This is a genomic window from Ramlibacter sp. (assembly GCF_035655895.1).
In the GTDB taxonomy this organism is placed as follows: Bacteria; Pseudomonadota; Gammaproteobacteria; order Burkholderiales; family Burkholderiaceae_C; genus Ramlibacter.
Window position 1 is genome coordinate 299,887 of sequence record NZ_DASRTN010000014.1, and the last position, 23,588, is coordinate 323,474.

23 protein-coding genes are annotated in these 23,588 nt (G+C 71.7%); 13 read left to right on the plus strand and 10 right to left on the minus strand.

Annotated elements, in window-relative coordinates:
* Nucleotides 1-111: 111 nt before the first annotated feature.
* Nucleotides 112-1,374: an SUMF1/EgtB/PvdO family nonheme iron enzyme gene (locus tag VFE82_RS18390; protein ID WP_325001787.1), complete on the plus strand. Its 1,263-nt coding sequence runs from the start codon at nucleotides 112-114 to the stop codon at nucleotides 1,372-1,374.
* Between the two features lie 58 nt (nucleotides 1,375-1,432).
* A complete protein-coding gene (locus tag VFE82_RS18395) occupies nucleotides 1,433-2,389 on the plus strand; it encodes a Ku protein (protein WP_325001788.1) in 957 nt (318 codons plus the stop codon).
* A 26-nt stretch (nucleotides 2,390-2,415) separates the two neighbouring features.
* Here VFE82_RS18395 and VFE82_RS18400 read toward each other — a convergent pair whose 3' ends face one another.
* On the minus strand, nucleotides 2,416-2,724 hold the full coding sequence (locus tag VFE82_RS18400; RefSeq protein WP_414708779.1) for a substrate-binding domain-containing protein: 309 nt from the start codon (nucleotides 2,722-2,724) through the stop codon (nucleotides 2,416-2,418).
* A 115-nt stretch (nucleotides 2,725-2,839) separates the two neighbouring features.
* On the opposite strand from VFE82_RS18400, the gene VFE82_RS18405 reads away from it, so the two are divergent.
* Entirely contained in the window at nucleotides 2,840-3,652 is an 813-nt protein-coding gene (locus tag VFE82_RS18405) for a substrate-binding domain-containing protein (protein ID WP_325001789.1), read from the plus strand.
* A 36-nt stretch (nucleotides 3,653-3,688) separates the two neighbouring features.
* On the opposite strand, the gene modC is transcribed toward VFE82_RS18405, so the two are convergent.
* The 3 genes from modC to modA are packed head-to-tail and all read right to left on the minus strand — an operon-like array spanning nucleotide 3,689 to nucleotide 6,244.
* A complete protein-coding gene (modC, locus tag VFE82_RS18410) occupies nucleotides 3,689-4,777 on the minus strand; it encodes a molybdenum ABC transporter ATP-binding protein (protein WP_325001790.1) in 1,089 nt (362 codons plus the stop codon).
* The gene (gene modB / locus VFE82_RS18415; protein WP_325001791.1) at nucleotides 4,774-5,457 is read right to left on the minus strand and encodes a molybdate ABC transporter permease subunit; all 684 of its coding nucleotides are present in this window, start codon (nucleotides 5,455-5,457) and stop codon (nucleotides 4,774-4,776) included. Before modB ends, modC begins: the two co-directional genes overlap by 4 nt.
* A gap of 4 nt (nucleotides 5,458-5,461) precedes the next feature.
* On the minus strand, nucleotides 5,462-6,244 hold the full coding sequence (gene modA / locus VFE82_RS18420) for a molybdate ABC transporter substrate-binding protein (RefSeq protein ID WP_325001792.1): 783 nt from the start codon (nucleotides 6,242-6,244) through the stop codon (nucleotides 5,462-5,464).
* 53 nt (nucleotides 6,245-6,297) lie between these two features.
* Here modA and VFE82_RS18425 point away from each other — a divergent pair, with 53 nt between their 5' ends.
* On the plus strand, nucleotides 6,298-7,053 hold the full coding sequence (locus VFE82_RS18425) for a TOBE-like domain-containing protein (protein ID WP_325001793.1): 756 nt from the start codon (nucleotides 6,298-6,300) through the stop codon (nucleotides 7,051-7,053).
* 10 nt (nucleotides 7,054-7,063) lie between these two features.
* On the opposite strand, the gene VFE82_RS18430 is transcribed toward VFE82_RS18425, so the two are convergent.
* Nucleotides 7,064-8,176: a helix-turn-helix domain-containing protein gene (locus VFE82_RS18430; protein WP_325001794.1), complete on the minus strand. Its 1,113-nt coding sequence runs from the start codon at nucleotides 8,174-8,176 to the stop codon at nucleotides 7,064-7,066.
* Nucleotides 8,177-8,334: 158 nt separating this feature from the next.
* Here VFE82_RS18430 and VFE82_RS18435 point away from each other — a divergent pair, with 158 nt between their 5' ends.
* The 8 genes from VFE82_RS18435 to VFE82_RS18470 all read left to right on the plus strand — a co-directional run bounded on the left by VFE82_RS18435 (nucleotide 8,335) and on the right by VFE82_RS18470 (nucleotide 18,246).
* Nucleotides 8,335-8,805 (plus strand): (2Fe-2S)-binding protein, encoded by a 471-nt coding sequence (locus VFE82_RS18435; protein WP_325001795.1) that lies wholly within the window; start codon nucleotides 8,335-8,337, stop codon nucleotides 8,803-8,805.
* Nucleotides 8,806-8,836: 31 nt separating this feature from the next.
* Complete coding sequence (locus VFE82_RS18440; protein ID WP_325001796.1) at nucleotides 8,837-11,209, plus strand: xanthine dehydrogenase family protein molybdopterin-binding subunit; 2,373 nt, start codon at nucleotides 8,837-8,839, stop codon at nucleotides 11,207-11,209.
* A 23-nt stretch (nucleotides 11,210-11,232) separates the two neighbouring features.
* A complete protein-coding gene (locus VFE82_RS18445) occupies nucleotides 11,233-12,024 on the plus strand; it encodes a xanthine dehydrogenase family protein subunit M (protein ID WP_325001797.1) in 792 nt (263 codons plus the stop codon).
* 57 nt (nucleotides 12,025-12,081) lie between these two features.
* Entirely contained in the window at nucleotides 12,082-12,993 is a 912-nt protein-coding gene (locus tag VFE82_RS18450) for a MoxR family ATPase (RefSeq protein ID WP_325001798.1), read from the plus strand.
* A 31-nt stretch (nucleotides 12,994-13,024) separates the two neighbouring features.
* On the plus strand, nucleotides 13,025-14,218 hold the full coding sequence (locus VFE82_RS18455) for a vWA domain-containing protein (protein WP_325001799.1): 1,194 nt from the start codon (nucleotides 13,025-13,027) through the stop codon (nucleotides 14,216-14,218).
* 19 nt (nucleotides 14,219-14,237) lie between these two features.
* Nucleotides 14,238-14,927 (plus strand): carbon monoxide dehydrogenase subunit G, encoded by a 690-nt coding sequence (locus VFE82_RS18460; RefSeq protein WP_325001800.1) that lies wholly within the window; start codon nucleotides 14,238-14,240, stop codon nucleotides 14,925-14,927.
* A gap of 79 nt (nucleotides 14,928-15,006) precedes the next feature.
* Nucleotides 15,007-17,154: a TonB-dependent receptor gene (locus tag VFE82_RS18465; RefSeq protein ID WP_325001801.1), complete on the plus strand. Its 2,148-nt coding sequence runs from the start codon at nucleotides 15,007-15,009 to the stop codon at nucleotides 17,152-17,154.
* Nucleotides 17,155-17,181: 27 nt separating this feature from the next.
* A complete protein-coding gene (locus tag VFE82_RS18470) occupies nucleotides 17,182-18,246 on the plus strand; it encodes an XdhC family protein (RefSeq protein WP_325001802.1) in 1,065 nt (354 codons plus the stop codon).
* Nucleotides 18,247-18,267: 21 nt separating this feature from the next.
* Here VFE82_RS18470 and VFE82_RS18475 read toward each other — a convergent pair whose 3' ends face one another.
* Genes VFE82_RS18475 through VFE82_RS18485 form a run of 3 tightly spaced genes read right to left on the minus strand, consistent with a single transcriptional unit; the run spans nucleotide 18,268 to nucleotide 21,103 of the window.
* Nucleotides 18,268-19,578: a TRAP transporter large permease subunit gene (locus VFE82_RS18475; RefSeq protein WP_325001803.1), complete on the minus strand. Its 1,311-nt coding sequence runs from the start codon at nucleotides 19,576-19,578 to the stop codon at nucleotides 18,268-18,270.
* Nucleotides 19,579-19,596: 18 nt separating this feature from the next.
* On the minus strand, nucleotides 19,597-20,130 hold the full coding sequence (locus VFE82_RS18480; protein ID WP_325001804.1) for a TRAP transporter small permease: 534 nt from the start codon (nucleotides 20,128-20,130) through the stop codon (nucleotides 19,597-19,599).
* 4 nt (nucleotides 20,131-20,134) lie between these two features.
* Complete coding sequence (locus VFE82_RS18485) at nucleotides 20,135-21,103, minus strand: TRAP transporter substrate-binding protein (RefSeq protein WP_325001805.1); 969 nt, start codon at nucleotides 21,101-21,103, stop codon at nucleotides 20,135-20,137.
* 156 nt (nucleotides 21,104-21,259) lie between these two features.
* Here VFE82_RS18485 and VFE82_RS18490 point away from each other — a divergent pair, with 156 nt between their 5' ends.
* The gene (locus tag VFE82_RS18490) at nucleotides 21,260-21,817 is read left to right on the plus strand and encodes a DinB family protein (RefSeq protein ID WP_325001806.1); all 558 of its coding nucleotides are present in this window, start codon (nucleotides 21,260-21,262) and stop codon (nucleotides 21,815-21,817) included.
* 141 nt (nucleotides 21,818-21,958) lie between these two features.
* Here VFE82_RS18490 and VFE82_RS18495 read toward each other — a convergent pair whose 3' ends face one another.
* Nucleotides 21,959-22,465, minus strand: a complete 507-nt coding sequence (locus tag VFE82_RS18495) for a ComEA family DNA-binding protein (RefSeq protein ID WP_325001807.1) — start codon at nucleotides 22,463-22,465, stop codon at nucleotides 21,959-21,961.
* Between the two features lie 81 nt (nucleotides 22,466-22,546).
* A complete protein-coding gene (gene rfaD / locus VFE82_RS18500) occupies nucleotides 22,547-23,542 on the minus strand; it encodes an ADP-glyceromanno-heptose 6-epimerase (RefSeq protein ID WP_325001808.1) in 996 nt (331 codons plus the stop codon).
* Nucleotides 23,543-23,588: the final 46 nt, after the last annotated feature.

The following is a 23,588-nucleotide window of genomic DNA, read 5'->3' on the forward strand; positions in this document are numbered from 1 at the left end:
AGTCCCGCGCACTTTCGTTGTAGTGTCAAATTGTGCGACGGACTATAAGTGCAAGCTGACGCCTGATTGACGCCGGCCACCCCGTGTTTGTCCCGTAGCATCCATTCCGCCATGCCTCCACCCGTGCTCGGCCTGGCCCCCCAGGGCATCGATCTCGCCGACGTGCGGCGGGCGGGAAGCGACCGGCTGTCCCTGGCATTGATGGACGCGCGCAACCAGACGCTCCAGCTTCTCGCGCTCTGGGAGGATGCGATCGCCCAGGGCGCGCCTGTGCCTTGCGAGCCGGGCCTGGAACTGCCGCAGTGGCTGGCCGGCCACGTGGCCTGGTTCACCGAATTCTGGATCGCGCGCAATCCGCGTCGGGCCCAGGGCCGCCGCTGCGCGGCCGACGCGCCGCGCCTGCCGTCGCAGGAGCCCACCGCCGACCGCTGGTGGAACCCGTTGCTGGCGCCGCATGCGCGCCGCTGGGACATGCCGCTGCCCGAGCTGGGCGAACTGCGGCGCTACCTCATGGAGACGGTCGAGGCAACCCTGGCGCTGCTCGAGCATGCGGAGCCGGACGACGATGGTCTGTACTTCTACCGTGCGGCCCTGTTCCACGAGGACCTGCGGGGCGAGCAGCTGCTGCGCCAGGCGCAGGCGCTGGGCGTGGCCATGCCGCTGCCGCTGCCGGGCGCCGTCGCGGCGCGGGAGCCCCTGCTGCTGCCGGCCTGCCGCTGGGTCCTCGGCGCGCCCGAGCCCGGTTTCGTGTTCGACGTCGAGCGCGGTCCGCTGGAGGTCGCCGTGCCGGCGTTCGAGATCGACGCCCAGCCAGTGGGGTGGGGCGCGTTCGTGGAGTTCGTCGACGACGGCGGCTACGACCGGCCGGAGCTGTGGCATCCCGAGGGCTGGGCCTGGCTCACCGCGCTGGCGCAGGGCGAGGGCCGGCGCGGACCGCGGCACGTCGAGCAGATCGGGGTGGCCAGCGGCGCGGTCATGCAGACGATGTTCGGTCGGCCCACCCGCATGGCCGCCAGCCAGCCGGCGCTCCATGTCAGCTGGTGGGAGGCCGATGCCTGGGCCCGCTGGGCCGGCCGCCGTCTGCCCACCGAAGTGGAGTGGGAGATCGCCGCCACGCAGGCCGGCAGCCGCGGCTTCCGCTGGGGCGACGTGCATGAATGGACGGCCGGGACGCTGCGTCCGTGGCCGGGCTTCGAGCCCGATCCCTGGACCCGCCACGGCGAGTTCGAGGCCGAGCCGCTGTTCGGCCAGGCGCGGGTGCTGCGGGGGGCGTCGTTCGCGACCCGCGCGCGGCTGAAGTGGCCGCGCCGCCGGGCGTTCGCGCTGCCCGGCCGTGACGACCTGTTCGTCGGCTTCCGCACCTGCGCCGTCTGACAGGCAGAGGCTGGCGCTGCCTACAGCGGCCGCCCAGCCTGCTGCCTAAGGTGGTTCCATGCCCGCTCCCCCCAGCACCCGCGCCGTCTGGAAAGGCGCCATCAGCTTCGGGCTGGTCCACATCCCGGTCGTGCTGTACAGCGCGACGGCCGACACGCGTCCCAAGTTCAACCTGATCGATCCGTCGACGATGAGCCCGGTGGGCTACAAGCAGGTCAGCAAGACGACCGGCGAGTCGGTCCAGCGCGACGAACTGGTCAAGGGCGTGCAGGTCGACGAGGGCCAGTACGTGGTGCTGTCCAAGGAGGAGATCCGCAGCGCCTTGCCCAAGTCCACGCAGACCATCGAGATCGAGGCCTTCGTCGACGCGGGCGAGATCCCGGCCACCTTCTTCTCCAAGCCGTACCACGTGGCGCCCGGCGCGCGCGGCCTCAAGCCGTTCGCGCTGCTGCGCGACGTGCTGCAGCGCACCGGCAAGGTGGGCGTGGCGCGCATCGTGATCTCGACCAAGCAGCACCTGGCGGCCCTGATGCCCGCAGGGGACGGCCTGGTGCTGGAGCTGCTGCGGTGGTCCGAGGAGGTGCGCGAGCCGCCCGCATCGACGCAGGGCGACACCGCTCCGGCCGCGCCGAGCGAGCGCGAGCTGAAGATGGCCGAGCAGCTGGTCACCGACATGGCCACGGCCTTCAGTCCGGACCTGTTCCACGACGAGTTCCGCGAGAAGCTGCAGCAGCTGGTGCAGGCCAAGGCGAAGGCCGGCGACGTGGCCGCGCTGCAGCCGCTGCCGGGCGAGGAGCCGCCGGCGCCCAGCGCCGATGTCCTGGACCTGACGGAACTGCTGCGCCGCAGCCTGCAAGGCAAGACGGCGGAGGCGGCGAAACCGGCCACGCCGGCCCGCCGCGCCGCGGCCAACGACGAGCCGGCCCCGGTGCGCAGGAAGGCCGCGGCCAGCAAGGCCCCGGCCAAGGCACGCGCCACCGCCAAGCCGGCGCCGAGGAAACGCAACCCCTCCTGAGCGCACGCCTGCCTGCGCGCGGGTGGTCAGCGCGCCGTCCGTTCTGCCACCAGCAAGCCCTGGCGACGACGCGCGAACCCGATGATCTTGTGCACCCCGAGCCGCAGCGGCTGGTCGGTGCGCTGTGCGCAGGACCCTGGCGCGGGGCTGGGCGGCGCATGGAAGCCGGCGACCGTGCAGCGGCCCTCGTTGCGCGCCGCGATCGCATCGACGCTGCCGGTGAAGCGGATGGCCAGGTGCGGCCGCGCCAGCGCGGCAGCGTGGCCACGCTGCCGCATCAGGTCATCGTCGTGGCTGGCGTAGAGCGTGAGCACATGCGCGCCGCCGAAGGCCACCGCAAAGGCCCGCTCCAGGTCGGCATGCAGCGGCGGCCGAGGATCCGGTCTGCACGTCGTGTCATCAGCGAAACAACGGATCGCGGTCGCCGGCGGCGGCACCTACGATGCCGCCATGCTCCGCTTCCTCCTGTCCCCCCGCGGCTGGTCCGCCCTCGTGCTGCTGGCTGCGTGCGGCCTGGCCGCCGCCCAGCCGTCGTCCATCACCGTGGCCTCGACCACCTCCACCGAGCAGTCGGGACTGTTCGCGCACCTGCTGCCGGCCTTCACCCGGGCGACCGGCATCGCCGTCAAGGTCGTGGCCGTCGGCACCGGCCAGGCGATCGACATGGCCCGGCGCGGCGACGCCGACGTGCTGTTCGTGCACGATCAGCCGGCCGAGGAGAAGTTCGTGGCCGACGGCTATGCCGCACGCCGCCATCCGGTCATGTACAACGACTTCATCCTGCTCGGGCCCCGGGACGATCCCGCCGGCGCCAGGGGCAGCGACATCGTGGACGCCTTGCGCAAGGTTGCGGCCGCCAACGCCGCCTTCGTCTCGCGCGGCGACAAGAGCGGCACCCATGCCGCCGAGCTGCGCTACTGGGCACTGGCCGGGGCCGGCAAGGGCGGCGGCTACCGGGAATGCGGCTGCGGCATGGGCCCGGCGCTGAACATCGCGTCCTCGACCGGCGCCTACACGCTGGCCGATCGCGGCACCTGGCTCGGTTTCAGGAACCGCGGCGATCTCGCGGTGCTGGTCCAGGGCGACAAGCGCCTGTTCAACCAGTACGGCGTGATGGCGGTCAGCCCGGCGAAATTCCCGCACCTCCAGGCGGCGCAGGCCCAGCGCTTTGTCGACTGGGTGGTCTCGCCCGAGGGCCAGCAGGCCATCGCCGCCTACAAGATCGGCGGCGAGCAGCTGTTCTTCCCCAACGCGCAGCGCTGATGCGCCGCGCCGGCGCCACCGCCGGGCGCCCGGTGATCAGCGCAGGAGCCCGGCCGACTTCACCTGCGCCCACACCGCCTGCCCCGGCGCCAGGCGCAGGGCATCGGCTGCGCGGGCGGTGATGCGCGCGACCAGCACGCTGCCGCCGCAGGCCACCTGCACCAGCACCTGCGAGGGGTGCGCTGCGGGGCCGAGGGCCCGCACGGTGCACGGCAGCACGTTCTGGATGCTGGCGATGCCGGGCGGCGACGCTTCGGTCGCCAGGCTGACGTCGCGCGCCAGCACCCGCAGCCGCACCGCGCGGCCGGCCGCCAGCCCGTCGTCGCGCAACCAGAGGGAGCCGCCGTCGAAGTCGATGCGTGCCAGTTGCCAGCGCGTGTCGCGCTCGGCGATGCGCCCGTGCAGCAGGACCGCGGCGTCGTCCTCGTGCGCGAGCGGCAGGTCCAGCCGGGCCAGTGTCGGGACCGGCTCGCCGCAGGCCCGCACCCGCCCCTGCTCCAGCAGCACCAGCGTGTCCGCCAGCCAGGCCATCTCGTCGGCCGAGTGGGTGACGTACAGCATGGGCAGCGCGAGCTCGTCGCGCAGCTGCTCCAGCCAGGGCAGCACCTCGCGGCGACGCGCCGGGTCGAGCGAGGCGAGCGGCTCGTCCAGCAGCAGCAGCCGCGGCTGCGTCGCCAGCGCGCGCGCAATCGCCACCCGCTGGCGTTCCCCGCCCGAGAGCTCCGCCGTGGGGCGGCGCAGCAGGTGGCCGATGCCCAGCAGCCCCACGGCCGCGTCCAGGGACGCTGCACCGTCGCCGCGGCGCGCGCGCCGGCTCGCATAGTCGAGGTTGCCCTGCACGTCCAGGTGCGGGAACAGACCGGCTTCCTGGGTCACGTAGCCGAGCGGGCGCCGCCAGGTGGGCAGGAAGATGCGGCGGGCGTCGTCCTGCCAGTCCTGTCCGGCGAACCGCAGCTGCCCGCGGGCGCGCTCCAGGCCGGCGACGCAGCGCAGCAGCGTGGTCTTGCCCGACCCGGAAGGACCGAACAGCACGGTGATGCCGCGCGGGGGCAGCTGCAGGTCGGCGTCCAGCACGAAGCCGGGCCGGTCCAGCGCCAGCCGCAGGTGCAGCCCCGCGTCGCTCACGGGCCCAGGCGCGCCGTGCGGCGCGTGAGAAGGCCCAGGGCCAGCAGGACCACGAAGGAGAACAGCAGCATCGCGGCCGAGAGCCAGTGCGCCTGCGCGTACTCGAGCGCCTCCACGTGGCCGTAGATCTGCGTGGAGACCACGCGGGTCTGCTCGGGGATGTTGCCGCCGATCATCAGCACCACGCCGAACTCGCCGACGGTGTGCGCGAACGCCAGGATGCCGGCGGTGGTGAAGCCGGGCCGGGCCAGCGGCAGCGCCACGGTGAAGAACGCATCCAGTGGGCGCGCGCGCAGGGTGGCGGCCGCTTCGAGCGGGGCACGACCGATCGCGGCGAAGGCGTGCTGCAGCGGCTGCACGGCGAACGGCAGCGAATAGAGCACCGACGCCACCAGCAGGCCGCCGAAGGTGAAGGGCAGCAGCCCCAGCCCCAGCGACTGCGTCAGCCGGCCGCCCCAGCCCTGGGGGCCGAACACGACGAGCAGGTAGAAGCCCAGGACGGTGGGCGGCAGCACCAGCGGAAGCGCGACCACCGCGCCGACGACGGCGGCCCAGCGGCTGCGGGTGCGGGCCAGCCACCACGCGATCGGGGTGGCGACGAGCAGCAGCAGCAGCGTGGTCGCTGTCGCCAGGCGCAGCGTGAGGCCGATGGCCTGGAGATCGGTGGCGTCCAGGGACATGCGGTCAGAGCTCGTAGCCGTGCGAACGGATCACGGCACGTGCGGTCTCGGCGCGCAGGTAGGCCAGCAGGGCGAGCGCGGCCGGCTGCCCACGGCCGGCGGCCAGCAGCACGGCGTCCTGCCGGATCGGGGCGTGCAGCCGTGCGGGCACCAGCCAGCCCGACCCCTGTGCGATGCGGCCGTCGCGCGTCACCTGGGACAGTGCCACGAAGCCGAGCGGGGTGTTCCCGCTGCGCACGAACTGGTGCACCTGGGCGATGCTGTCTCCCTGCACCAGGCGGGGCCGCACCTGCATCGTGAGACCCAGCGCTTCGATGGCCTGCTCGGCAGCGCGGCCGTACGGCGCCAGGCGCGGGTCGGCGATCGCGATCCGGCCGCTCTCGCGTGCCAGGACTTCGCCCTTTGCATCCACCAGCCCGGGCGTCGCGCTCCACAGCACGAGGCGGCCGGTGGCATAGGTGAAGCGGGTGCCGCTGACGGCCAGTCCTTCCTGTTCGAGCCGGGCCGGCGTCTCGGCGTCCGCGGCCAGCAGCACCTGGAACGGCGCGCCGTGCCGCACCTGGGCGGCGAAACGTCCGGTGGAGCCGAATGCCAGCACCGCCCGGTGCCCGGTGTCGCGCTCGAATGCCGCGGCGATCGCCTGCATGGGCGCGGTGAAGTTGGCGGCCACCGCCACGCTGACGTCGGCCGCACGGGCGGTGCCCGTCGCGCCCAGCGCCGGCACGGCGAGGACGGCCGCGGCAAGACGGCGGGCGAGGGCCAGGAGGGAGGCGCAAGCGCTATTCATCGCAGGAATAGCGCCAGTGTACGGCCGCGTCCGGCGGCGCCACAATCGCGGCCATGGCTCCACGATTGCAGCTGGCCGGCGCGCTCGGCCACCAGCCCGCCGACAAGCGGCTGGAGATCCTGCGCCGCGTCGGTGAGAGCGGTTCGATCTCGCAGGCCGCGCGCGAAGCGGGCGTCAGCTACAAGGCCGCGTGGCAGGCGCTGGACATGCTGTCGAACCTGGCCGGGGTGCCGCTGGTCGAGCGTGCGGTCGGCGGCGCCGGTGGCGGTGGCGCCAGGCTCACCAGGGAAGGTGCCCGCCTGCTGGTGGCCGCCGGCGAGATGGAGCGTGCGCGCGAGCAGGTGCTGGCACGCCTGGCCTCGCCCCGGCGGCCGGCCGGGCTGGACGCCCTGGGGCTTCGCACCAGCATGCGCAACCAGCTGCCTTGCACGGTGGCCGCAGTCCACCTCAGCGGTCCGCTGGCGCGGGTCGTGCTCGCGCTCGACGACGACACGTCGGTGGCGGCGCGCATCACGGCGGAAAGCGCCGAGCTGCTCGGTCTCCAGCCGGGTCAGGCCGTCATTGCCCTGTGCAAGGCCACCGCCGTGCGCGTCGACCGGGCCTCGAACCCCGCACCTTCCAGCGGGAACCGCCTGCCCGCACGCGCGACCCGGGTCTCGCGCAGCGACGCGGGCGACGAGATCGCGGCCCGCCTGCAGGGTGGGCAGGGCCTGGTGGGGTTTGCGGGCGCGCGCAGCGGCCTGCGCGCCGGCAGCCGGGTGCTGCTGCACCTCGACGAAGCGGCCGTCGTCATCGCGCTGGCCAGCTGACCCGCCGCCGTCACTTGGGCGTGCGCCGTCCCAGCTTGCGATACACCGTCGCACGGCTGATGCCCAGGGCGCGGGCTGCCGCCACCACGTTGCCGCGGGCGTCCCGCACGGCCTGCCGGATCAGTTCGGTTTCCAGGTCGCGCAGCGGCAGCCGCCCGTCGGCGGTCGCTGCCTGCGCAGTGCCGAGCTGGCCGGCGGCGCGCGGCAGGACCTGCAGCGCCAGGCCCGACCACAGCGGCACGTCCAGCGTCTCGTCACGGCGCACGGCGTCGAACAGCGACTCCCAGGCCATGGCGAACAGCTCGCTGCAGTGGGTGCGGGCGCGGGCGTCGGACAGTGGCGCCAGCATCTGCCGCGCGCCGGGGTTGGCGCCGACGACCCAGCCGTCATCGTCCAGGCACAGCAGACCGTCCTGCTCGTCGCCCAACCGATGGCCGATCCAGCCCAGCCGCAGCAGGAGCGCGTGCGGCCGGGCGATCGCGAGCGCGTTCTCGATGCTGCGCGCCGACTGCGCCACCAGGTGCCGCAACTCCGGGCGCTCGGCGGCATCGATCCCGGTGAGGTCGAGCATGCCGACGGTGGCGCCGTCCGGCCCCACCAGCGGGGCGCCGGCGCAGCTGTAGCAGCCGGTGTCCTCGAAGAAGTGTTCGCCGCGGTGCAGCCACACCGGCTGCAGTTCGGCCAGCGCTGCACCGATCGCGGTGGTGCCGACCGCCGGCTCCGACAGGTCGACGCCGATGCGCGTGATGAGCTGGGCGCGGCGGTCGCTGCGGTCGATCGCGCCGTCGACGCCGACCACGATGCCCTGCGCATCGGTGAGCACGGCGAAGTAGCGGCTGCCCGCGATGGCGCGCGCCAGCTTCGACATCACCGGGCGTGCGGCCTCCAGCAAGGTGTGGCTCGCCTCCTCGGCGCGACGGCCGGCCTGCGCGGGCACGATGTCGAAGGCGACCGGCTCGTCCGGCCGGTGCCCCCGGGCCAGGCAGCGCCGCCACGAGCGCTCGATCCAGGCGGCTTCCGGCCTGCGTTCGAGCAGCCCATCGGTGGCGGCGGCGCCCTCCGCGAGCACGGCCTGCCGCGCCTGCGCGATCGCCTGCAACCGGGGCTCGGACGCGAGGGACATGGTGGGGTTCCGCTGGTTCCTGCTGGGTGACGCCCTGAGGCGCGCTGTTCCATTTTGAGAATTTCGCTCCGCACGGTCCATCCCCCTAGGGTTTCGCCTAGGTAGGGTGGGGAGGGTGGCTTCAACAATGGCCGCGCCAAGTGAACACAGGAGACAGCATGCAGGTCCAATTCACCGTCAACGGCAAGCCCGCCAGCATCGACGTTGCGCCCAACACGCTGCTGGTGCAGGCCATCCGCGAGCAGCTGCGCCTGACCGGCACGCACGTGGGCTGCGACACCGCGCAGTGCGGCGCCTGCACCGTGCTGGTCGACGGCCGCGCGATCAAGTCGTGCAACACGCTCGCGGTCCAGCACCAGGGCGCCGCCATCACCACCATCGAGGGCCTGGCCGCGGCCGACGGCGCCATGCATCCGATGCAGGCCGCGTTCAAGGAGTGCCATGGCCTGCAGTGCGGCTTCTGCACGCCGGGCATGGTCCTGAGCGCGATCGATCTGTGTCGCGATCACCCGCAGGCGGACGACGCGAAGATCCGCGAGCTGCTCGAGGGCAACATCTGCCGTTGCACGGGCTACCAGAACATCGTCAAGGCGGTGCAGCAGGGCCGCCAGGCCATGGCAGCGGCCTGAGGCCGCCCGCCCACACCGAAGGAGACCGACCATGGGTGCATCCGACCTCTCCAAGCTGCCGCACATCGGCCAGGCGCTGCGCCGCAAGGAGGACTACCGCTTCCTCACCGGCTCGGGCCAGTACACCGACGACATCAACCTGGCCAACCAGCGCTGCGCCGTGTTCGTGCGGTCGCCGCACGCCCATGCCGCGATCCGCGCGATCGACGTCTCGCGCGCCGAGGCGATGCCGGGCGTCGCCAAGGTGTTCACCGGCCGGGACGTGGAAGGCAAGATGGGCGGGCTGCCCTGCGGCTGGCTGATCACGAGCACCGACGGCACGCCGATGAAGGAGCCGCCCCACCCGGTGCTGGCGCAAGGCAAGGTGCGCTACGTCGGCGACCACGTCGCGATGGTGGTGGCCGACACGGTCGAGCAGGCCAAGAACGCGGCCGAGGCCGTCGAGGTCGATTACGACGTGCTGCCGGCGGTGGTCGACGTGCGCGATGCGGCCAGCGCCACGGCGCTGCACGACGCGGCCCCGGACAACCACTGCTACAAGTGGGCCATCGGCGACAAGGCCCAGGTGGACGCCGCCTTCGCGAACGCGGCGCACGTGACCCGGCTGGATCTCACCAACAACCGGCTGGTGCCCAACCCGCTGGAGCCGCGCGCCGCGATCGGCAGCTACAACCGGGCCAACGACGAGTACACCCTGTACGTGTCCAACCAGAACCCGCACGTGGAGCGCCTGCTGATGACGGCGTTCGTGCTGGGCCTGCCCGAGCACAAGGTGCGCGTGATCGCGCCCGACGTGGGCGGCGGCTTCGGCGCCAAGATCTACCTCTACGCGGAGGACGTGGCGCTCACCTGGGCCGCCAGGCAGCTGAACTGTTCGATCAAGTGGGTGTGCGAGCGCAGCGAGGCCTTCCTGTGCGATGCCCATGGCCGCGACCACGTGAGCCACGCCGAGATGGCGATGGACCGCGACGGCAGGTTCCTGGCCTTGCGGGTGCACACCGACGCCAACCTGGGCGCCTACCTGTCGACCTTCTCGACGGCCGTGCCCACCATCCTCTACGCCACGCTGCTCGCCGGCCAGTACACCACGCCGCTGATCCACGTCGAGGTGGACGCCTGGTTCACCAACACCGCACCGGTCGACGCCTACCGCGGCGCCGGCCGCCCCGAAGCCACCTACCTGCTGGAGCGGCTGGTGACGCGCTGCGCGTGGGAGCTGGGTCTGTCGCAGGACGAGATCCGCAAGCGCAACTTCATCACCCAGTTCCCGTACCAGACGCCGGTCGCGCTCCAGTACGACACCGGCGACTACCACGCGTGCATGGACAAGGCCAAGGCGCTGCACGAGGTCGACGGCTTCGCCGTGCGCAAGGCCGCCAGCGAGGCCAGAGGGCTGCGGCGCGGGCTGGGCTACAGCAGCTACATCGAGGCCTGCGGCATCGCGCCGTCCAACATCGCGGGTGCGCTCGGCGCACGGGCGGGCCTGTTCGAGTGCGGCGAGATCCGCGTGCACCCGACCGGCAGCGTGACGGTGTTCACCGGCTCGCACAGCCACGGCCAGGGCCACGAGACCACGTTCGCCCAGGTGGTGGCGGGACGGCTGGGCATTCCGGTCGAGAACGTCGACGTGGTCCACGGCGACACCGGCCGCGTGCCGTTCGGCATGGGCACCTACGGTTCGCGGTCGATCAGCGTGGGTGGGGCGGCGATCATGAAGGCGCTCGACAAGATCGAGGCCAAGGCCAAGAAGATCGCGGCGCACCTGATGGAGGCCAGCGACGCCGACATCGAGTTCTCGGGCGGCGAGTTCAAGGTCAAGGGCACCGACAGGAAGATCCCGTTCGGCCAGGTGGCGCTCACGGCGTACGTGCCGCACAACTACCCGCTCGACAAGCTCGAGCCTGGGCTGAACGAGACGGCCTTCTACGACCCGACCAACTTCACCTTCCCCGCCGGCACCTACATCTGCGAAGTCGAGGTGGACCCCGCCACCGGCGTGGTGCGCGTGGACCGCTTCACCGCGGTGGACGACTTCGGCACCATCATCAACCCGATGATCGTCGAGGGCCAGGTGCACGGCGGGCTGGCGCAGGGGCTGGGCCAGGCGCTGATGGAGAACTGCGTCTACGACCGCGAGAGCGGCCAGCTGCTCACCGGCAGCTTCATGGACTACGCCATGCCGCGCGCCGACGACCTGCCGTCGTTCCGGCTGGCCACCAACGCCACGCCCTGCACGCACAACCCGCTGGGCACCAAGGGCTGCGGCGAGGCCGGCGCCATCGGCTCGCCGCCCGCGCTGATGAACGCGGTGCTGGATGCGCTGCAGGACCTGGGTGTCCGGGACCTGGACATGCCGGCCAGCCCGTCCCGCGTCTGGGAAGCCATCCGCGCGGCCGCGCACTGAGCCGACGAGCACAGGAGACGAGCATGTACGCATTCACCTTCGAGCGTCCCCCCACCCTGGCCGACGCCGCGCAGCTGGCGGCCGCCGGCGGCAAGGTGCTGGCCGGTGGCCAGACCCTGCTGGCCTCGATGAAGCTGCGTCTGGCCAACCCCGACCAGCTGGTCGACCTGGGCGGCGTGCGCGAGCTGTCGGGCATCCGGCATGAGGGCGGGCAGGTGGTCATCGGCGCGATGGCCCGCCACGCGGAAGTGGCCGCCAGCCCGGACGTGCGCGGCAGCATCCCGGGGCTGGCGGACCTGGCCGGCCAGATCGGCGACCGGCAGGTGCGCGCACTCGGCACGCTGGGCGGCTCGGTCGCCAACAACGATCCCTCGGCCTGCTACCCGACCGCGGTGCTCGCGCTCGGCGCGACCGTGGCCACCACGCGCCGCCGCATCGCGGCCGACGACTTCTTCGCCGGGATGTTCACCACCGCGCTGGAGGACGGCGAGCTGATCACCTCGGTGGCGTTCCCGCTGCCGCGCCGGTCGGCCTACATCAAGTTCAAGCAGCCCGCATCGCGCTTCGCGCTGATCGGTGTGTTCGTCGCGCAGTTCGACAAGGGCGCGCGGGTGGCGATCACCGGCGGCGGCAACGGCGTGTTCCGCCACCCGGGGCTGGAGCAAGCCCTGACCACGAGCTTCACGCCCGAGGCCGCGGCCGCGGTGGAGATCTCGGACGAGGGCCTGTCCAGCGACCTGCACGCCAGCGCCGCCTACCGCGCCAACCTCATCGGCGTGCTGGCCCAGCGCGCGGTCGCCAAGGCGCTCGGTTAACCTCGTCTCGCCGGTGCCCCGCCGCGCAGCGGCGCGATCCTGCTCCATCCGATCCACGTGCCGTTCTCCATCGATGCGCTCACCCAGGCCCTGCAGCAGGCCGGCTATTTCGCCGATCGGCGGCTGGCGGTGGCGGCGTTCCTGGCGTTGAAGCTGCAGCGGCCCTTGCTGCTGGAAGGCGAGCCGGGCGTCGGCAAGACGGAGCTGGCGAAGGCGCTGGCCCTGGCACTTGGTCGCGAGCTGCTGCGGCTGCAGTGCTACGACGGGCTGGAGCAGCGCGAGGCGCTCTACGAGTGGAACTACGCGGCGCAGCTGCTGCACCTGCGCGCCGCCGAGGGCAGCGGGAGTGCCGCCGAAGCCGAGCGTGAGGTCTACCAGCCGCAATACCTCATCCGGCGTCCGCTGCTGCAGGCGCTGCAGGCACCCGCGCCGGGCGCGCTGCTCCTGATCGACGAGATCGACCGGGCCGACGAGCCGTTCGAAGCCTTCCTGCTGGAATACCTCGGCGAGTACCAGGTGAGCATCCCGGAGCTGGGCACCGTGCGGCCGGTCGTGGCGCCGGTGACCATCCTCACCAGCAACCGCACCCGTGACCTGCACGACGCGCTCAAGCGCCGCTGCCTGTACCACTGGCTCGACTACCCGGACCGCGCGCGCGAGCTGGCCATCCTGCGCGCGCGCGCGCCGGCGGCCGGCGAGGCCCTGTCGGCGCAGGTGGCGAGCTTCGTCGCGCGGCTGCGCAGCCAGCCCTTCGCCAGTGCGTTCCAGCGCGCACCGGGAATCGCGGAGAGCGTGGAATGGGCCAAGGCGCTGGTCGCGCTCGACACGCTGGAGCTGGACCCCGACGTGGTGTCCGACACCGCCGGCATCCTGTTCAAGCAGCGCGAGGACGTCGCGGCGCTCACGCGCGACCTGGCGGGCAGCCTGCTGCAGCCGCAGGAGGACGGCGGCCAGGACATCCGGCCATGACACGGACCACGCCGCGTGGCGGGAGCGCGTGATGCAGCTGGGCGATGCGCGCAGCGGCAAGCTCGCCGGCAATGTCGTGGCCTTCGGTCGCGCCCTGCGCCGCGCGGGCGTGCCGGTCGATGCCGCGCGCATCGGGATGGCCGTCGAAGCCGCGGGCCTGGTCGGCGTGGCGAGCCGGTCCGACCTGGGCGCTGCGCTGGAAGCGGTGCTGGTCGGTCGCGAGCAGGACCGGGCCGTGTTCCGCGAGCTGTTCGACGCGTTCTTCCGTGACCCGGCGATGGCGCAGAAGCTGCTGGCCCAGATGCTGCCGCGTGGCGAGGGTCAGGCCGAGCCGGTGCCCCGCCGGCCCCGGGTGCAGGACGCGCTGGCGCCGCGCCGGACGCCGGATGCTGCCGGGCAGCGCCGGCCCGACCGCGACGTGCGGTTCGATGCCGTGATGACCGCCAGCCGCCTGCAGCGCCTGCGCCACGCCGACTTCAATGCGCTGAGCGGCGAGGAATACCGGCTGGTCGAGCGCATCGCGCGCGACGTGGCGCTGCCGGTGCCGCAGGTGCCGGCGCGCCGCACCCGGCCCGGCCTGCGGGGCGACCGGCCCCACTGGCCCGGCGCGATGCACGAGGCGGCCCGCACCGGCGGCGAGCTGGTGCGCCTGCCGCGCCGCAGGCGGGTGCGCCAGCCGCTGCCGCTGCTCGTGCTGGTGGACGTCTCCGGGTCGATGGAACGCTACGCCCGGCTGCTGCTCGCGTTCCTGCATGCCGCCACCCGCCGTGGGCAGGGGCCACGTGGCCGCTGCGACGTGTTCGCGTTCGGCACCCACCTGACCGAGTTGACGGCGGCGTTCCGCATCGCGGACACCGACGAGATGCTCGCGGTGGCCGGCCGCGCCATCGACGACTTCGCGGGCGGCACGCGCCTGGGCGACTCGCTGGCGGCGCTGCGCACGCGGCATGCGCGCCGGCTGGTGGGACGCCGCACGCTGGTGCTGCTGATCACCGACGGGCTGGACACCGGCGAGCCCGAGGTGCTCGCGCGTGAACTGGCCTGGCTGCGGCTGCACAGCCGGCGGCTGCTGTGGCTCAATCCGCTGTTGCGGTTCGCGGGCTACGAGCCGCTGGCGCGCGGCGCGGCTGAGCTGCATCGGCAGGTGCACGGCATGCTCGCCGTGCACAACATCGAAACCCTGGAGCAACTGGCCGCCAGCGTGGCGGCCGTGATGCACCGCTGAGCACGACAGGACGCACGACATGGACATGCAAGGAAGCCGCGAACTGGCCGCCACGCGGGAGCAGGCCTGGGAGGCGCTGAACGATCCGCAGGTGCTCAAGGCGTGCATCCCCGGATGCGACAAGGTCGAGCCCACGGGCGAGAACCAGTACGCCGTCGGCATGTCGGTGAAGGTGGGGCCGGTCTCGGCCAAGTTCGCGGGCAGGATCCTGTTGCAGGACGTGCAACCGCCCTCCAGCTACACGCTGAAGTTCGAAGGGCAGGGTGGCGCTGCGGGCTTCGGCAAGGGCCAGGCGCAGGTGCGGCTGGCGCCGCGCGCTGCCGGCTGCGAACTGTCGTACACCGTCAACGCCCAGGTTGGGGGCCGCATCGCCCAGGTCGGCCAGCGGCTGATCGACGGTGTCGCCCGCTCGATGGCCGAGGACTTCTTCAAGCGCTTCGAAGCCCAGTTGCAGCAGCGGCATCCACCGGCCGTGGACGGCACGCCGGGCAGCGCCGGAAGCACCGGAAGCACCGGAAGCACGGGTGGCACCACCGCCGCCCGCATGGCAGCGACGTCCGCCGGGGCGGCGCAGCCGGCGGGCACGGGCACGCCGGTGGAGGGCGTGAACGGGGGCGCCGCCGTGTCGTCCGGGTCGGTCGTGCCGCTCTGGGTCTGGGCTGCCGCGGCCGTGCTGGTGGCGGTGCTTGCCTATTCGGTCCTGCAGTGACGCGATCGGCGACCCGGTGGAGCCGGCGGCACGCCCGCGACGGCGGCCGCTCGATGAGAATGCCGGCAGGAGGAGACACATGAAGCAGTCCTTGGTGGCCGCAGCGGCATTGGCCACGCTGCAGGTCGCGGCGCAGGCGCCGACACCCCCCGCGAGCCCGGCCGGTGAACGCACGCTGAACCCGGTGGTCGTGACGCCGGGGCTGGGCAGCGCGCAGGCGGCCTTCGACACGCCGGCCTCCGTCGACGTGATCCGCGGCGACACGCTGCGCGACGCGCAGCTGGGCATCAACCTGTCGGAGTCGCTGCAGCGGGTGCCCGGCATCAGCGTGCTGAACCGGCAGAACTACGCCCAGGACCTCCAGATTTCCTCGCGCGGCTACGGCGCCCGCTCCACCTTCGGGGTGCGCGGCCTGCGCCTGTACACCGACGGCATCCCCGCCACGGCCCCGGACGGGCAGAGCCAGGTGTCGCACTTCGACCTGCTGTCGGCCGACCGGATCGAGGTGCTGCGGGGTCCGTTCTCGGCGCTGTACGGCAATTCGTCCGGCGGGGTGCTCAGCCTCTTCACCGCCGACGGCGGACCGCAGACGGTCGCCGAACTCGGCACCGCCTTTGGCAGCAACGGCACCCGCCGCCACAACGTGCGGCTCTCGGGGCAGGAAGGCCGGATCCAGTACAACCTGAGCGCCACGACGTTCGACACCGACGGCTGGCGCGAGCACAGTGCCGCGCAGCGCACCGGCTTCAACGGCAAGGTCCGCTACAGCGCGGACGAGGACACCCGGGTGACGGTGGTGCTGAACCACGTGAACCTGCCCGACGTGCAGGACCCGCTCGCGCTCGAACGCCGCCAGTACGAACGGGATCCGCGGCAGGCGCCGCTGGCCGAGCAGTTCAACACGCGCAAGTCCGTGGAGCAGCTGCAGGCGGGTGCCATCCTGGAGCACCGGGTCGACCGGGCCAACTCGCTGAAGGTAACGGGCTGGCGCGGGCAGCGCAGCACCGAGCAGTTCCAGGCGATCCCGCCGGCCAACCAGGTCCTCAATTCGAGCGGCGGTGTGATCGACCTGGCGCGTGACTACCAGGGACTGGATGCCCAGTGGGTGCACCGCGCGCAGCTGCTGGGCTCTCCGCTCACGCTCACCGGCGGCCTCTACGCCGACGAGCTGGAAGAGCGGCGCAAGGGCTTCCTGAACTTCCTCGGGCCGGCCGCCGCCCCCACCCAGCTGGGCGTGCTGGGGCCACTGCGCCGCGACGAGGACAACCGGGTGCGCAGCTTCGACCAGTATCTGCAGGCCGTGTGGACCCGGGCACGCGTGAGCGTCACGGCGGGACTGCGCCACTCGACCGTGAAGTTCGCGTCGCGCGACCGCTTCATCCAGGGCACCAACGGCGACGACAGCGGCAGCGCCCGCTACAGCGCCACGACGCCCGTGCTGGGCGTCGTCCTGCATGCGACCGAGCGCCTGAACCTCTATGCCTCGGCGGGACGCGGCTTCGAGACGCCGACCTCCAACGAGCTGTCCTACCGGCCGCTGGGCGTGCCCGGGCTGAACTTCGACCTGCGCAGCGCCGACAGCCGCCAGTGGGAGCTGGGCGCCAAGGCGCAGCTGGCCGAACGGTGGCACGGCAACCTGGCGCTGTTCCAGGCGCGGACCGACGACGAGATCGTCGTCTTCAGCAACAACGGCGGCCGCAGCACCTTCCAGAACGCCGGCCGCACCGAGCGCAAGGGACTGGAAGCCGCGCTTGCCGGCGACCTGGGCGCAGGGTTCACGGCGGCCCTGGCCGCCACCTGGCTGCAGGCGCAGTACGACACCGGGTTCCTCACCTGCGTGGCGGCCGGCTGCACCGCCGCCACGCGGCAGGCGGTGGCCGCCGGCAACCGGATCCCCGGCGTGCCGGCGCGCACCGCCTTTGCCGAGCTCGCCTGGCGGCACCGTCCCCTGGGCCTGCTGGCAGCGGTCGAGCTGCGCCACGTGGGGCGGATCTACGCCAACGACCTCAACGACGAGTCCGCGGAACGGTCCACCACGGCCAACGTGCGCGTCTCGCTCAGCCAGCCCCTGGGCCGCTGGACCCTGAGTGAATTCCTGCGGGTGGACAATGTCACCGACCGGCAGTACGTCGGCTCGGTGATCGTGAACGAAGGCAACCGGCGCTACTACGAATCGGCGCCGGGCCGCACCTGGCTGGTGGGCGTGAACGCGGCCTACCGGTTCTGACCGGGCCCGCACCGGGGAGCAAGACGCATGGAAAACCTCGACGTGACGGTGCTGCGCACGCTGCGCGACTGGCGCGCAGCCGGCCGGCGCGCGCTGCTCGCGACGGTGGTGCGCACCTGGGGCTCGTCGCCGCGGCCGGTGGGGTCGATCATGGCCCTGGCCGAGGACGGCGCGGTGGTCGGCTCGGTGTCGGGCGGCTGCATCGAGGACGACCTGATCGATCGTTTCACCCGGGCCTATGCCGGCAAGTCGCGGGACCGGGCGATCCCGTCCGGTCCGCCCGAGCTGGTGAAGTACGGCATCACCGCCGACGAGGCGCACCAGTTCGGGCTGCCGTGCGGCGGTACCCTGGAACTCCTGCTGGAGTTCGACCCCGATGCGCGCGGCCTGGCCGACCTGGTGGCGGCGCTCGAGGCCGGCCGCCTGATGCGGCGCACCGTGGTGCTGGCCGACGGCAGCGCCATGAACGAGCCGGCCGACACGCCCTCTGACCTGGCCGTCGACGAGGCGCGGATGGCCAACACCTTCGGCCCCGAGTACCGCATGCTCCTGATCGGCGCCGGGCAGCTGACCGAGTACCTGGCCACCATGGCGCTGTTCAGCGGCTTCGCCGTGACGGTGTGCGATCCGCGCGAGGAATACCGCGGGGCCTTCCACGTCCCCGGCGCGACCCTGGTGCAGGACATGCCCGACGACGTCGTGGCCGCCTTCCGCCCCGACCGCCGCAGCTGCGTGGTCGCGTTGACGCACGATCCCAAGCTCGACGACCTGGCGCTGCTGGAGGCGCTGGACACGGACGCCTTCTACGTCGGCGCGATCGGCAGCCGACGCAACAACGACGCGCGCCGGCAGCGCATGATGGAACACTTCGGCAAGACCGAGGCGGCGCTCGCGCGGCTGCGGGGGCCGATCGGGATCTACATCGGCAGCAAGACGCCGCCCGAGATCGCGGTCAGCGTGATGGCCGAGATCCTGGCCGTCAAGAACGGGGTGCCGCTGCCGCGCGACATGGACGTCGCGCAGGCCAAGAACCAGCGGCAGCTGGTGGCCGCGGGCGAGGCGGACCCGCTGGCCTGCGCCGTGCGCGGCTGACGCCGGCGCACGGGCCGGGCGCTATTTCTCGGCGCCCATCACCAGGTTGGGCAGGATCGTCACGATCTGCGGGAACACCGTGATCAGCACGATGCAGGCCACCAGGCAGCCGAAGAACGGCAGGGCCGCCCTGGCCACGGTGTTGCTGTCCTTGCCGGTCATGTTCTGCAGCACGAACAGGTTGAAGCCGACCGGCGGGGTGACTTCGGCGATCTCGACCAGCAGCACGATGAAGATGCCGAACCACACCAGGTCGAAACCGGCCTTCTGGATCATCGGCAGGACCACCGCCGAGGTCAGCACGATCATGCTGATGCCGTCGAGCGCCGTCCCCAGCACCAGGTACACCACGGTGAGCACCGCGATCAGCGAGAACGGCGAGAGGTTCATGTGGTTGACCCACTCGGCCAGCTCGCGCGGGATGCCGGTGAACGCCATGGTCTTGGTCAGGAACGCGGCGCCGGCCAGGATGAACATGATCATGCAGCTGGTGCGGGTGGTCCCCATCAGCCCTTCCCAGAAGTTCTGCCAGGTCAGCGAGCCACCCCACCACGCGATGGCCAGCGAGCCGGCCACGCCGTAGGCGGCGCATTCGGTGGCGGTGGCGTAGCCGGCCACCAGCACCCACACGATGAACACGATCAGCACGGCGCAGGGGATCAGGCTGCCGGACTGGCGGAACTTCTCGCGCCAGCTGCTGGGCGCGTCGGGTGGCGGCACCTGGTCGGGATGCCGCAGGCTCCACCACATGATGTAGCCGGAGAACAGCGCCATCAGCAGGAAACCGGGCAGGAAGCCGGCCAGGAAGATGCGGATGATCGACGCGTCAGCCGCGACGGCATACACCACCATCGTGATCGACGGCGGGATGAGGATGCCCAGCGTGCCCGCCGTCGCCAGCGAGCCGAGCGCGATCTTCTCGCTGTAGCCACGCTTGACCAGCTCGGGCAGGGCCACCTTGCTGATGGTGGCGCAGGTGGCTGCCGACGAACCCGAGACCGAGCCGAAGATGCCGCAGCCCAGGATCGTGGTGTGCATCAGGCGCCCCGGGACGCGGTTCAGCCAGGGACGCAGGCCCTCGAACATCTCCTCGGACAGCCTGGTGCGGAACAGGATCTCGCCCATCCAGATGAACAGGGGCAGGGCGGCCAGCTCCCAGCTGGCGTTGCTCTCCCAGAAGGCCGAGAACAGGTTGTTGCCCGGCGAGGTGCTGGTGAAGAAGGCCTGGCCGACCCAGCCGCAGATGGCAAGGGTCATCGCGATCCAGACGCCGCCGGAGAGCAGCAGCATCATGACCAGCAGCAGCAGGCCGCCGACGAGAAGGATGTCCATGGAAAGTCCGCAAGAAGGTCAGACGTCGGAGGAGAAATCGCCCTTGGCATGGCGTTCCTCGACCGCGACCACGTAGGTGGGCTTGCCGCCGCGCAGCACGATCACCAGTTCGTCGAGCACCGCGATGAGCAGCAGGATGGAGCCGAGCGCGAAGCTGGCCTGCGGGATCCAGATCGGGATCGGCAGCAGGCCCTGGGCCACTTCGTTGAAGCTCCAGCTGTCGTAGGTGAAGCGGTTGGCCCACCATGCGAGGTAGCCCACGCTCACCGCGGCGATCGCCAGGCAGGCCGCCTCGACCACGCGCCGCGCGCGCGCGGGCAGCGAGTCGAGCAGGAGCGTGACGCGCACGAAGTCGCCGTGCTTGAAGGCGTGGGCCATCGCGAAGAACGAGGCCGCGGCGCAGAACCAGGCGACGATGTCGTTGACGGCGCCGGTGCGCACGCCGAACTCGCGCAGCACGCTCTGCGCGATCATCAGCACGCCGATCAGCAGCACGAAAACGGCGCCGATGGCGCCGCATGCGAGATAGAGCCGGTCGAGGAATCGGCGCATGGGCTCACTTCTTGTTGTAGGCCTCGATCAGCGCCTGGCCGTCGGCGCCCGCCTTCTTCTGCCAGTCGGCCAGCATGATGGAGCCGACCTGCTTCATGTCGGCCATCAGCTTGGGGGTCGGCTTGACGATCTTCATGCCCTTGTCGGCCAGCGCCTTCTTGTACCACTCGTTCTTTTCCTCGCTGACCTTCCAGCCGCGCGCCTCGGCCGCGGCGGCCGACTTGAGCAGTGCTTCCTGGGTTGGCTTGTCGAGCGCGTCGAACGCCTTCTGGTTCATCAGCACGGCGTTCTTGGGCATCCAGGCCTGGGTGTCGTAGAAGTACTTGATGCTCTCGTACGTCTTGGAGTCGTAGCCGGTGGAGCCCGAGCTCATGTAGCTGTTGATCACGCCGGTGGCCAGGGCCTGGGACAGCTCGGCCTGCTGGATGGTGACGGGCTGCGCGCCGACCAGCTCGGCGATCTTGGCGGTGGCGGGGCTGTAGGCACGCCACTTCAGGCCACGCATGTCGGCCACCGAGGTGATGTCCTTGTTGGCGAAGATGCCCTGCGGCGGCCAGGCCACGGTGTACAGCAGCTTCATGCCCTGGGCCGCGAGCAGCTTGTCGAGGATCGGCTTCTGGGCGGCCGCGAGCTTGCGCGCCTCGGCGTAGCTGGTGGCCACGAACGGGATGCCGTCGGCGCCGTAGATCGGGTTCTCGTTCTCGGCGTTGACCAGCAGCATCTCGCCGATCTGGGCCTGTCCGCTCTGGACGGCGCGCTTGATCTCGTTGGCCTTGAACAACGAGGCATTCGCGTGCACGGTGATCTTCAGCTTGCCCGCGGTGGCCTTGTCGACGTCGTTGGCGAACTGCACCAGGTTCTCGGTGTGGAAGTTGGAGGCCGGGTAGGCGGCCGGCAGGTCCCACTTGGTCTGGGCGAAGGCGGTGCCCGCGGCGACGGCGGTGGCGGCGATCAGGGCGTGCTTGAATGTCATGGACTCTCCGGGGCGATGGCACGGAATGGATGGGGAAGCGAGCATACGTGCAAGTCTCGGGCCAGCGCCACGGGTGTTTCCCGGCCACGGCGGGTTCGCCGCCCTGCCGAGCCTGCCGGCCGGGTCGCTGCGGCGCCGCTGCGGGAGAATCGCGCGATGACCGAGCCCGATGCACCGCCGCCCCAGGCGACGTTCCTGGACAACTACCGCTGGCTGGCACGCTACAACCGCTGGTTCAACGAGCGCCTGTACGACGCTTGCGAACAGCTGACGGATGCCGACCGCCGCCTCGACCGGGGTGCGTTCTTCGGCTCGATCCACGGGACGCTGAACCACCTGGTCTGGGCAGACCGGCTGTGGCTGCGCCGGTTCGCCGGACAGCCGACGCCCGCACCGGCCCTGCGGGCCGAACTGCTCGCGCTGCCGGCGGACGCGGTGCACGAGACGGTGCTCCACGCCGACTGGGCAGGACTGCGTGCCGCGCGCCGCGATCTGGACGCCGCCATCGAGACCTGGACGCAGCAGATGCCGCCCGGCTTTCCCGCGTCGACCATGCGTTACGCCAACACCCGTGGCGCAGTGCGCGAGCACCCGGCATGGCAGGCGCTCACCCACTTCTTCAACCACCAAACGCACCACCGCGGGCAGGTCACCACGCTGCTGGTGCAGGCCGGCGTGGATCCGGGCCTCACGGATCTGATCGCCCTGGCCTGAGCCGCGGGCGCTCCTGTCGTCCGGCGTGTCGCGCAGCGCTGGCGCCGCGCCGTGCCCGGTATCGGCCACCGGTGGCCGGCGGCCGCTCGGGCCAAGCAAAAGGCCCGCCGAAGCGGGCCCGGGGCTGCGGCGTGTGCCGACTTACTTGCTGGCGCTGGCGGCCGGCTTGGCGGCGGCAGCGGCCTTGGCGTCGGCCCTGGCTTCCTTCTTGTCCGCCTTGGCTTCGGCGCTGGCGGCCTTCTTCTCGGCCTTCGCATCGGACTTGGCCGCGGCCTTGTCGGCGCCGGCTTCGGCCTTCGCCGCCTTGGCGTCGGACTTGGCATCCGACTTGGCACCCGTCTTCGCGGCCGCCTTGTCGTCCTTGGCGGCGCCCGCTGCCGCCGGCGTGTAGCCCTTGCCACCGACCGTCAGGCCGGCTTCGGACAGGTTGCCGGCGCGCTTGTCGCCCACGCCCTTGACCCGGGAGATGAAGTCGTCCCAGCTCTTGAATTCACCCTTCTTGCGCTCGGTGATGATCAGCTTGCTGGTGCCCGGGCCGATGCCCTTGACGCTGTCGAGCTCGGCTTCGCTGGCCTTGTTGACGTCCACCGCGGCCATGGCCAGGGCGGTGTACAGCATGGCGACGACGGCCAGGATCTTCTTGAACATGGGGGACTCCTCGGGAGTGATGGGTCTGCCCTCAACGAACCGTCGGCGCGGCCGGTTGACCGCGCCGGGGCAGGGCTGACCCTAAGCCGGATTGCCGAGCCAGTCCATGTAGTGGCCCACGCCGGTGCGCACGTCCGCGAACGCGTGGTCGCAGCCGGTCGCGCGCAGCCGCGCCAGGTCGGCCTGGGTGTAGCACTGGTACTTGCCGCGCAGCGCGTCGGGGAAGGGGATGTACTCCAGCAGGCCTTCGGCGGCAGCGGACTCGGAGGTGTGCTCCTTGCCGGTCAGGGACGAGATCACCGCGGTGGCGACGTCGTTGAACGGCTGGGCCTTGCCGCTGCCGAGGTTGAACACCCCGCGCTGCTCCGGGTGGTCGAAGAACCAGAGGTTGACCGCCACGACGTCGTCGACGAAGACGAAGTCGCGCATCTGCTGGCCCGGGCCGTAGCCGCCGTACTCGCCGAACAGCCGCACCTTGCCGGTCTCGCGGAACTGGTTGAACTGGTGGAACGCCACGCTCGCCATGCGGCCCTTGTGCTGCTCGCGCGGGCCGTAGACGTTGAAGTACCGGAAACCGACCACCTGGTGGGCGGCGCCGGCGAAGTCGGGGCCGAGTTCGCGGCGCAGGCGCTGGTCGAACAGCAGCTTGGACCAGCCGTACACGTTCAGCGGCTTCTCGAACTCGGGCGATTCGCGGAAGGCTGCGGACCCGCCGTAGGTCGCGGCCGAGGACGCGTACAGCAGCCGGGAGCCGCGCTCCTGGCAGGCGCGGAACAGGCCGCAGGACAACGTGTAGTTGTTGTCCATCATGTACTTGCCGTCGCTCTCCATCGTGTCGCTGCAGGCGCCCTCGTGGAAGACCGCCTCGACCTGGCCGAAGTGGCCGTCGGCGAACGCGTCGTAGAACAGGTCGGCGTCCACGTAGTCGGCGATCCGCAGGTCGGCCAGGTTCCTGAACTTGTCGCCCTGCGTGAGGTCGTCGACGGCGATGATGTCGTCGATGCCGCGGGCGTTCAGGCCCTTGACGATGTTGCTGCCGATGAAACCGGCGGCGCCGGTGACGACGATTCGGGTCATGTGGTGGCTCCGATGGTGGCGGGGGGACGGGGCGGGGCGGCCGCGC

Bases quoted from the DNA above. Each gene is read 5' to 3' on its own strand.
- VFE82_RS18390 (WP_325001787.1), top strand. From the start codon at position 112: ATGCCTCCACCCGTGCTCGGCCTGGCCCCCCAGGGCATCGATCTCGCC.
- VFE82_RS18395 (WP_325001788.1), top strand. From the start codon at position 1,433: ATGCCCGCTCCCCCCAGCACCCGCGCCGTCTGGAAAGGCGCCATCAGC.
- VFE82_RS18405 (WP_325001789.1), top strand. From the start codon at position 2,840: ATGCTCCGCTTCCTCCTGTCCCCCCGCGGCTGGTCCGCCCTCGTGCTG.
- modB (WP_325001791.1), bottom strand. From the start codon at position 5,457: ATGTCCCTGGACGCCACCGATCTCCAGGCCATCGGCCTCACGCTGCGC.
- modA (WP_325001792.1), bottom strand. From the start codon at position 6,244: ATGAATAGCGCTTGCGCCTCCCTCCTGGCCCTCGCCCGCCGTCTTGCC.
- VFE82_RS18425 (WP_325001793.1), top strand. From the start codon at position 6,298: ATGGCTCCACGATTGCAGCTGGCCGGCGCGCTCGGCCACCAGCCCGCC.
- VFE82_RS18430 (WP_325001794.1), bottom strand. From the start codon at position 8,176: ATGTCCCTCGCGTCCGAGCCCCGGTTGCAGGCGATCGCGCAGGCGCGG.
- VFE82_RS18435 (WP_325001795.1), top strand. From the start codon at position 8,335: ATGCAGGTCCAATTCACCGTCAACGGCAAGCCCGCCAGCATCGACGTT.
- VFE82_RS18440 (WP_325001796.1), top strand. From the start codon at position 8,837: ATGGGTGCATCCGACCTCTCCAAGCTGCCGCACATCGGCCAGGCGCTG.
- VFE82_RS18445 (WP_325001797.1), top strand. From the start codon at position 11,233: ATGTACGCATTCACCTTCGAGCGTCCCCCCACCCTGGCCGACGCCGCG.
- VFE82_RS18455 (WP_325001799.1), top strand. From the start codon at position 13,025: ATGCAGCTGGGCGATGCGCGCAGCGGCAAGCTCGCCGGCAATGTCGTG.
- VFE82_RS18460 (WP_325001800.1), top strand. From the start codon at position 14,238: ATGGACATGCAAGGAAGCCGCGAACTGGCCGCCACGCGGGAGCAGGCC.
- VFE82_RS18465 (WP_325001801.1), top strand. From the start codon at position 15,007: ATGAAGCAGTCCTTGGTGGCCGCAGCGGCATTGGCCACGCTGCAGGTC.
- VFE82_RS18470 (WP_325001802.1), top strand. From the start codon at position 17,182: ATGGAAAACCTCGACGTGACGGTGCTGCGCACGCTGCGCGACTGGCGC.
- VFE82_RS18475 (WP_325001803.1), bottom strand. From the start codon at position 19,578: ATGGACATCCTTCTCGTCGGCGGCCTGCTGCTGCTGGTCATGATGCTG.
- VFE82_RS18480 (WP_325001804.1), bottom strand. From the start codon at position 20,130: ATGCGCCGATTCCTCGACCGGCTCTATCTCGCATGCGGCGCCATCGGC.
- VFE82_RS18485 (WP_325001805.1), bottom strand. From the start codon at position 21,103: ATGACATTCAAGCACGCCCTGATCGCCGCCACCGCCGTCGCCGCGGGC.
- VFE82_RS18490 (WP_325001806.1), top strand. From the start codon at position 21,260: ATGACCGAGCCCGATGCACCGCCGCCCCAGGCGACGTTCCTGGACAAC.
- VFE82_RS18495 (WP_325001807.1), bottom strand. From the start codon at position 22,465: ATGTTCAAGAAGATCCTGGCCGTCGTCGCCATGCTGTACACCGCCCTG.
- rfaD (WP_325001808.1), bottom strand. From the start codon at position 23,542: ATGACCCGAATCGTCGTCACCGGCGCCGCCGGTTTCATCGGCAGCAAC.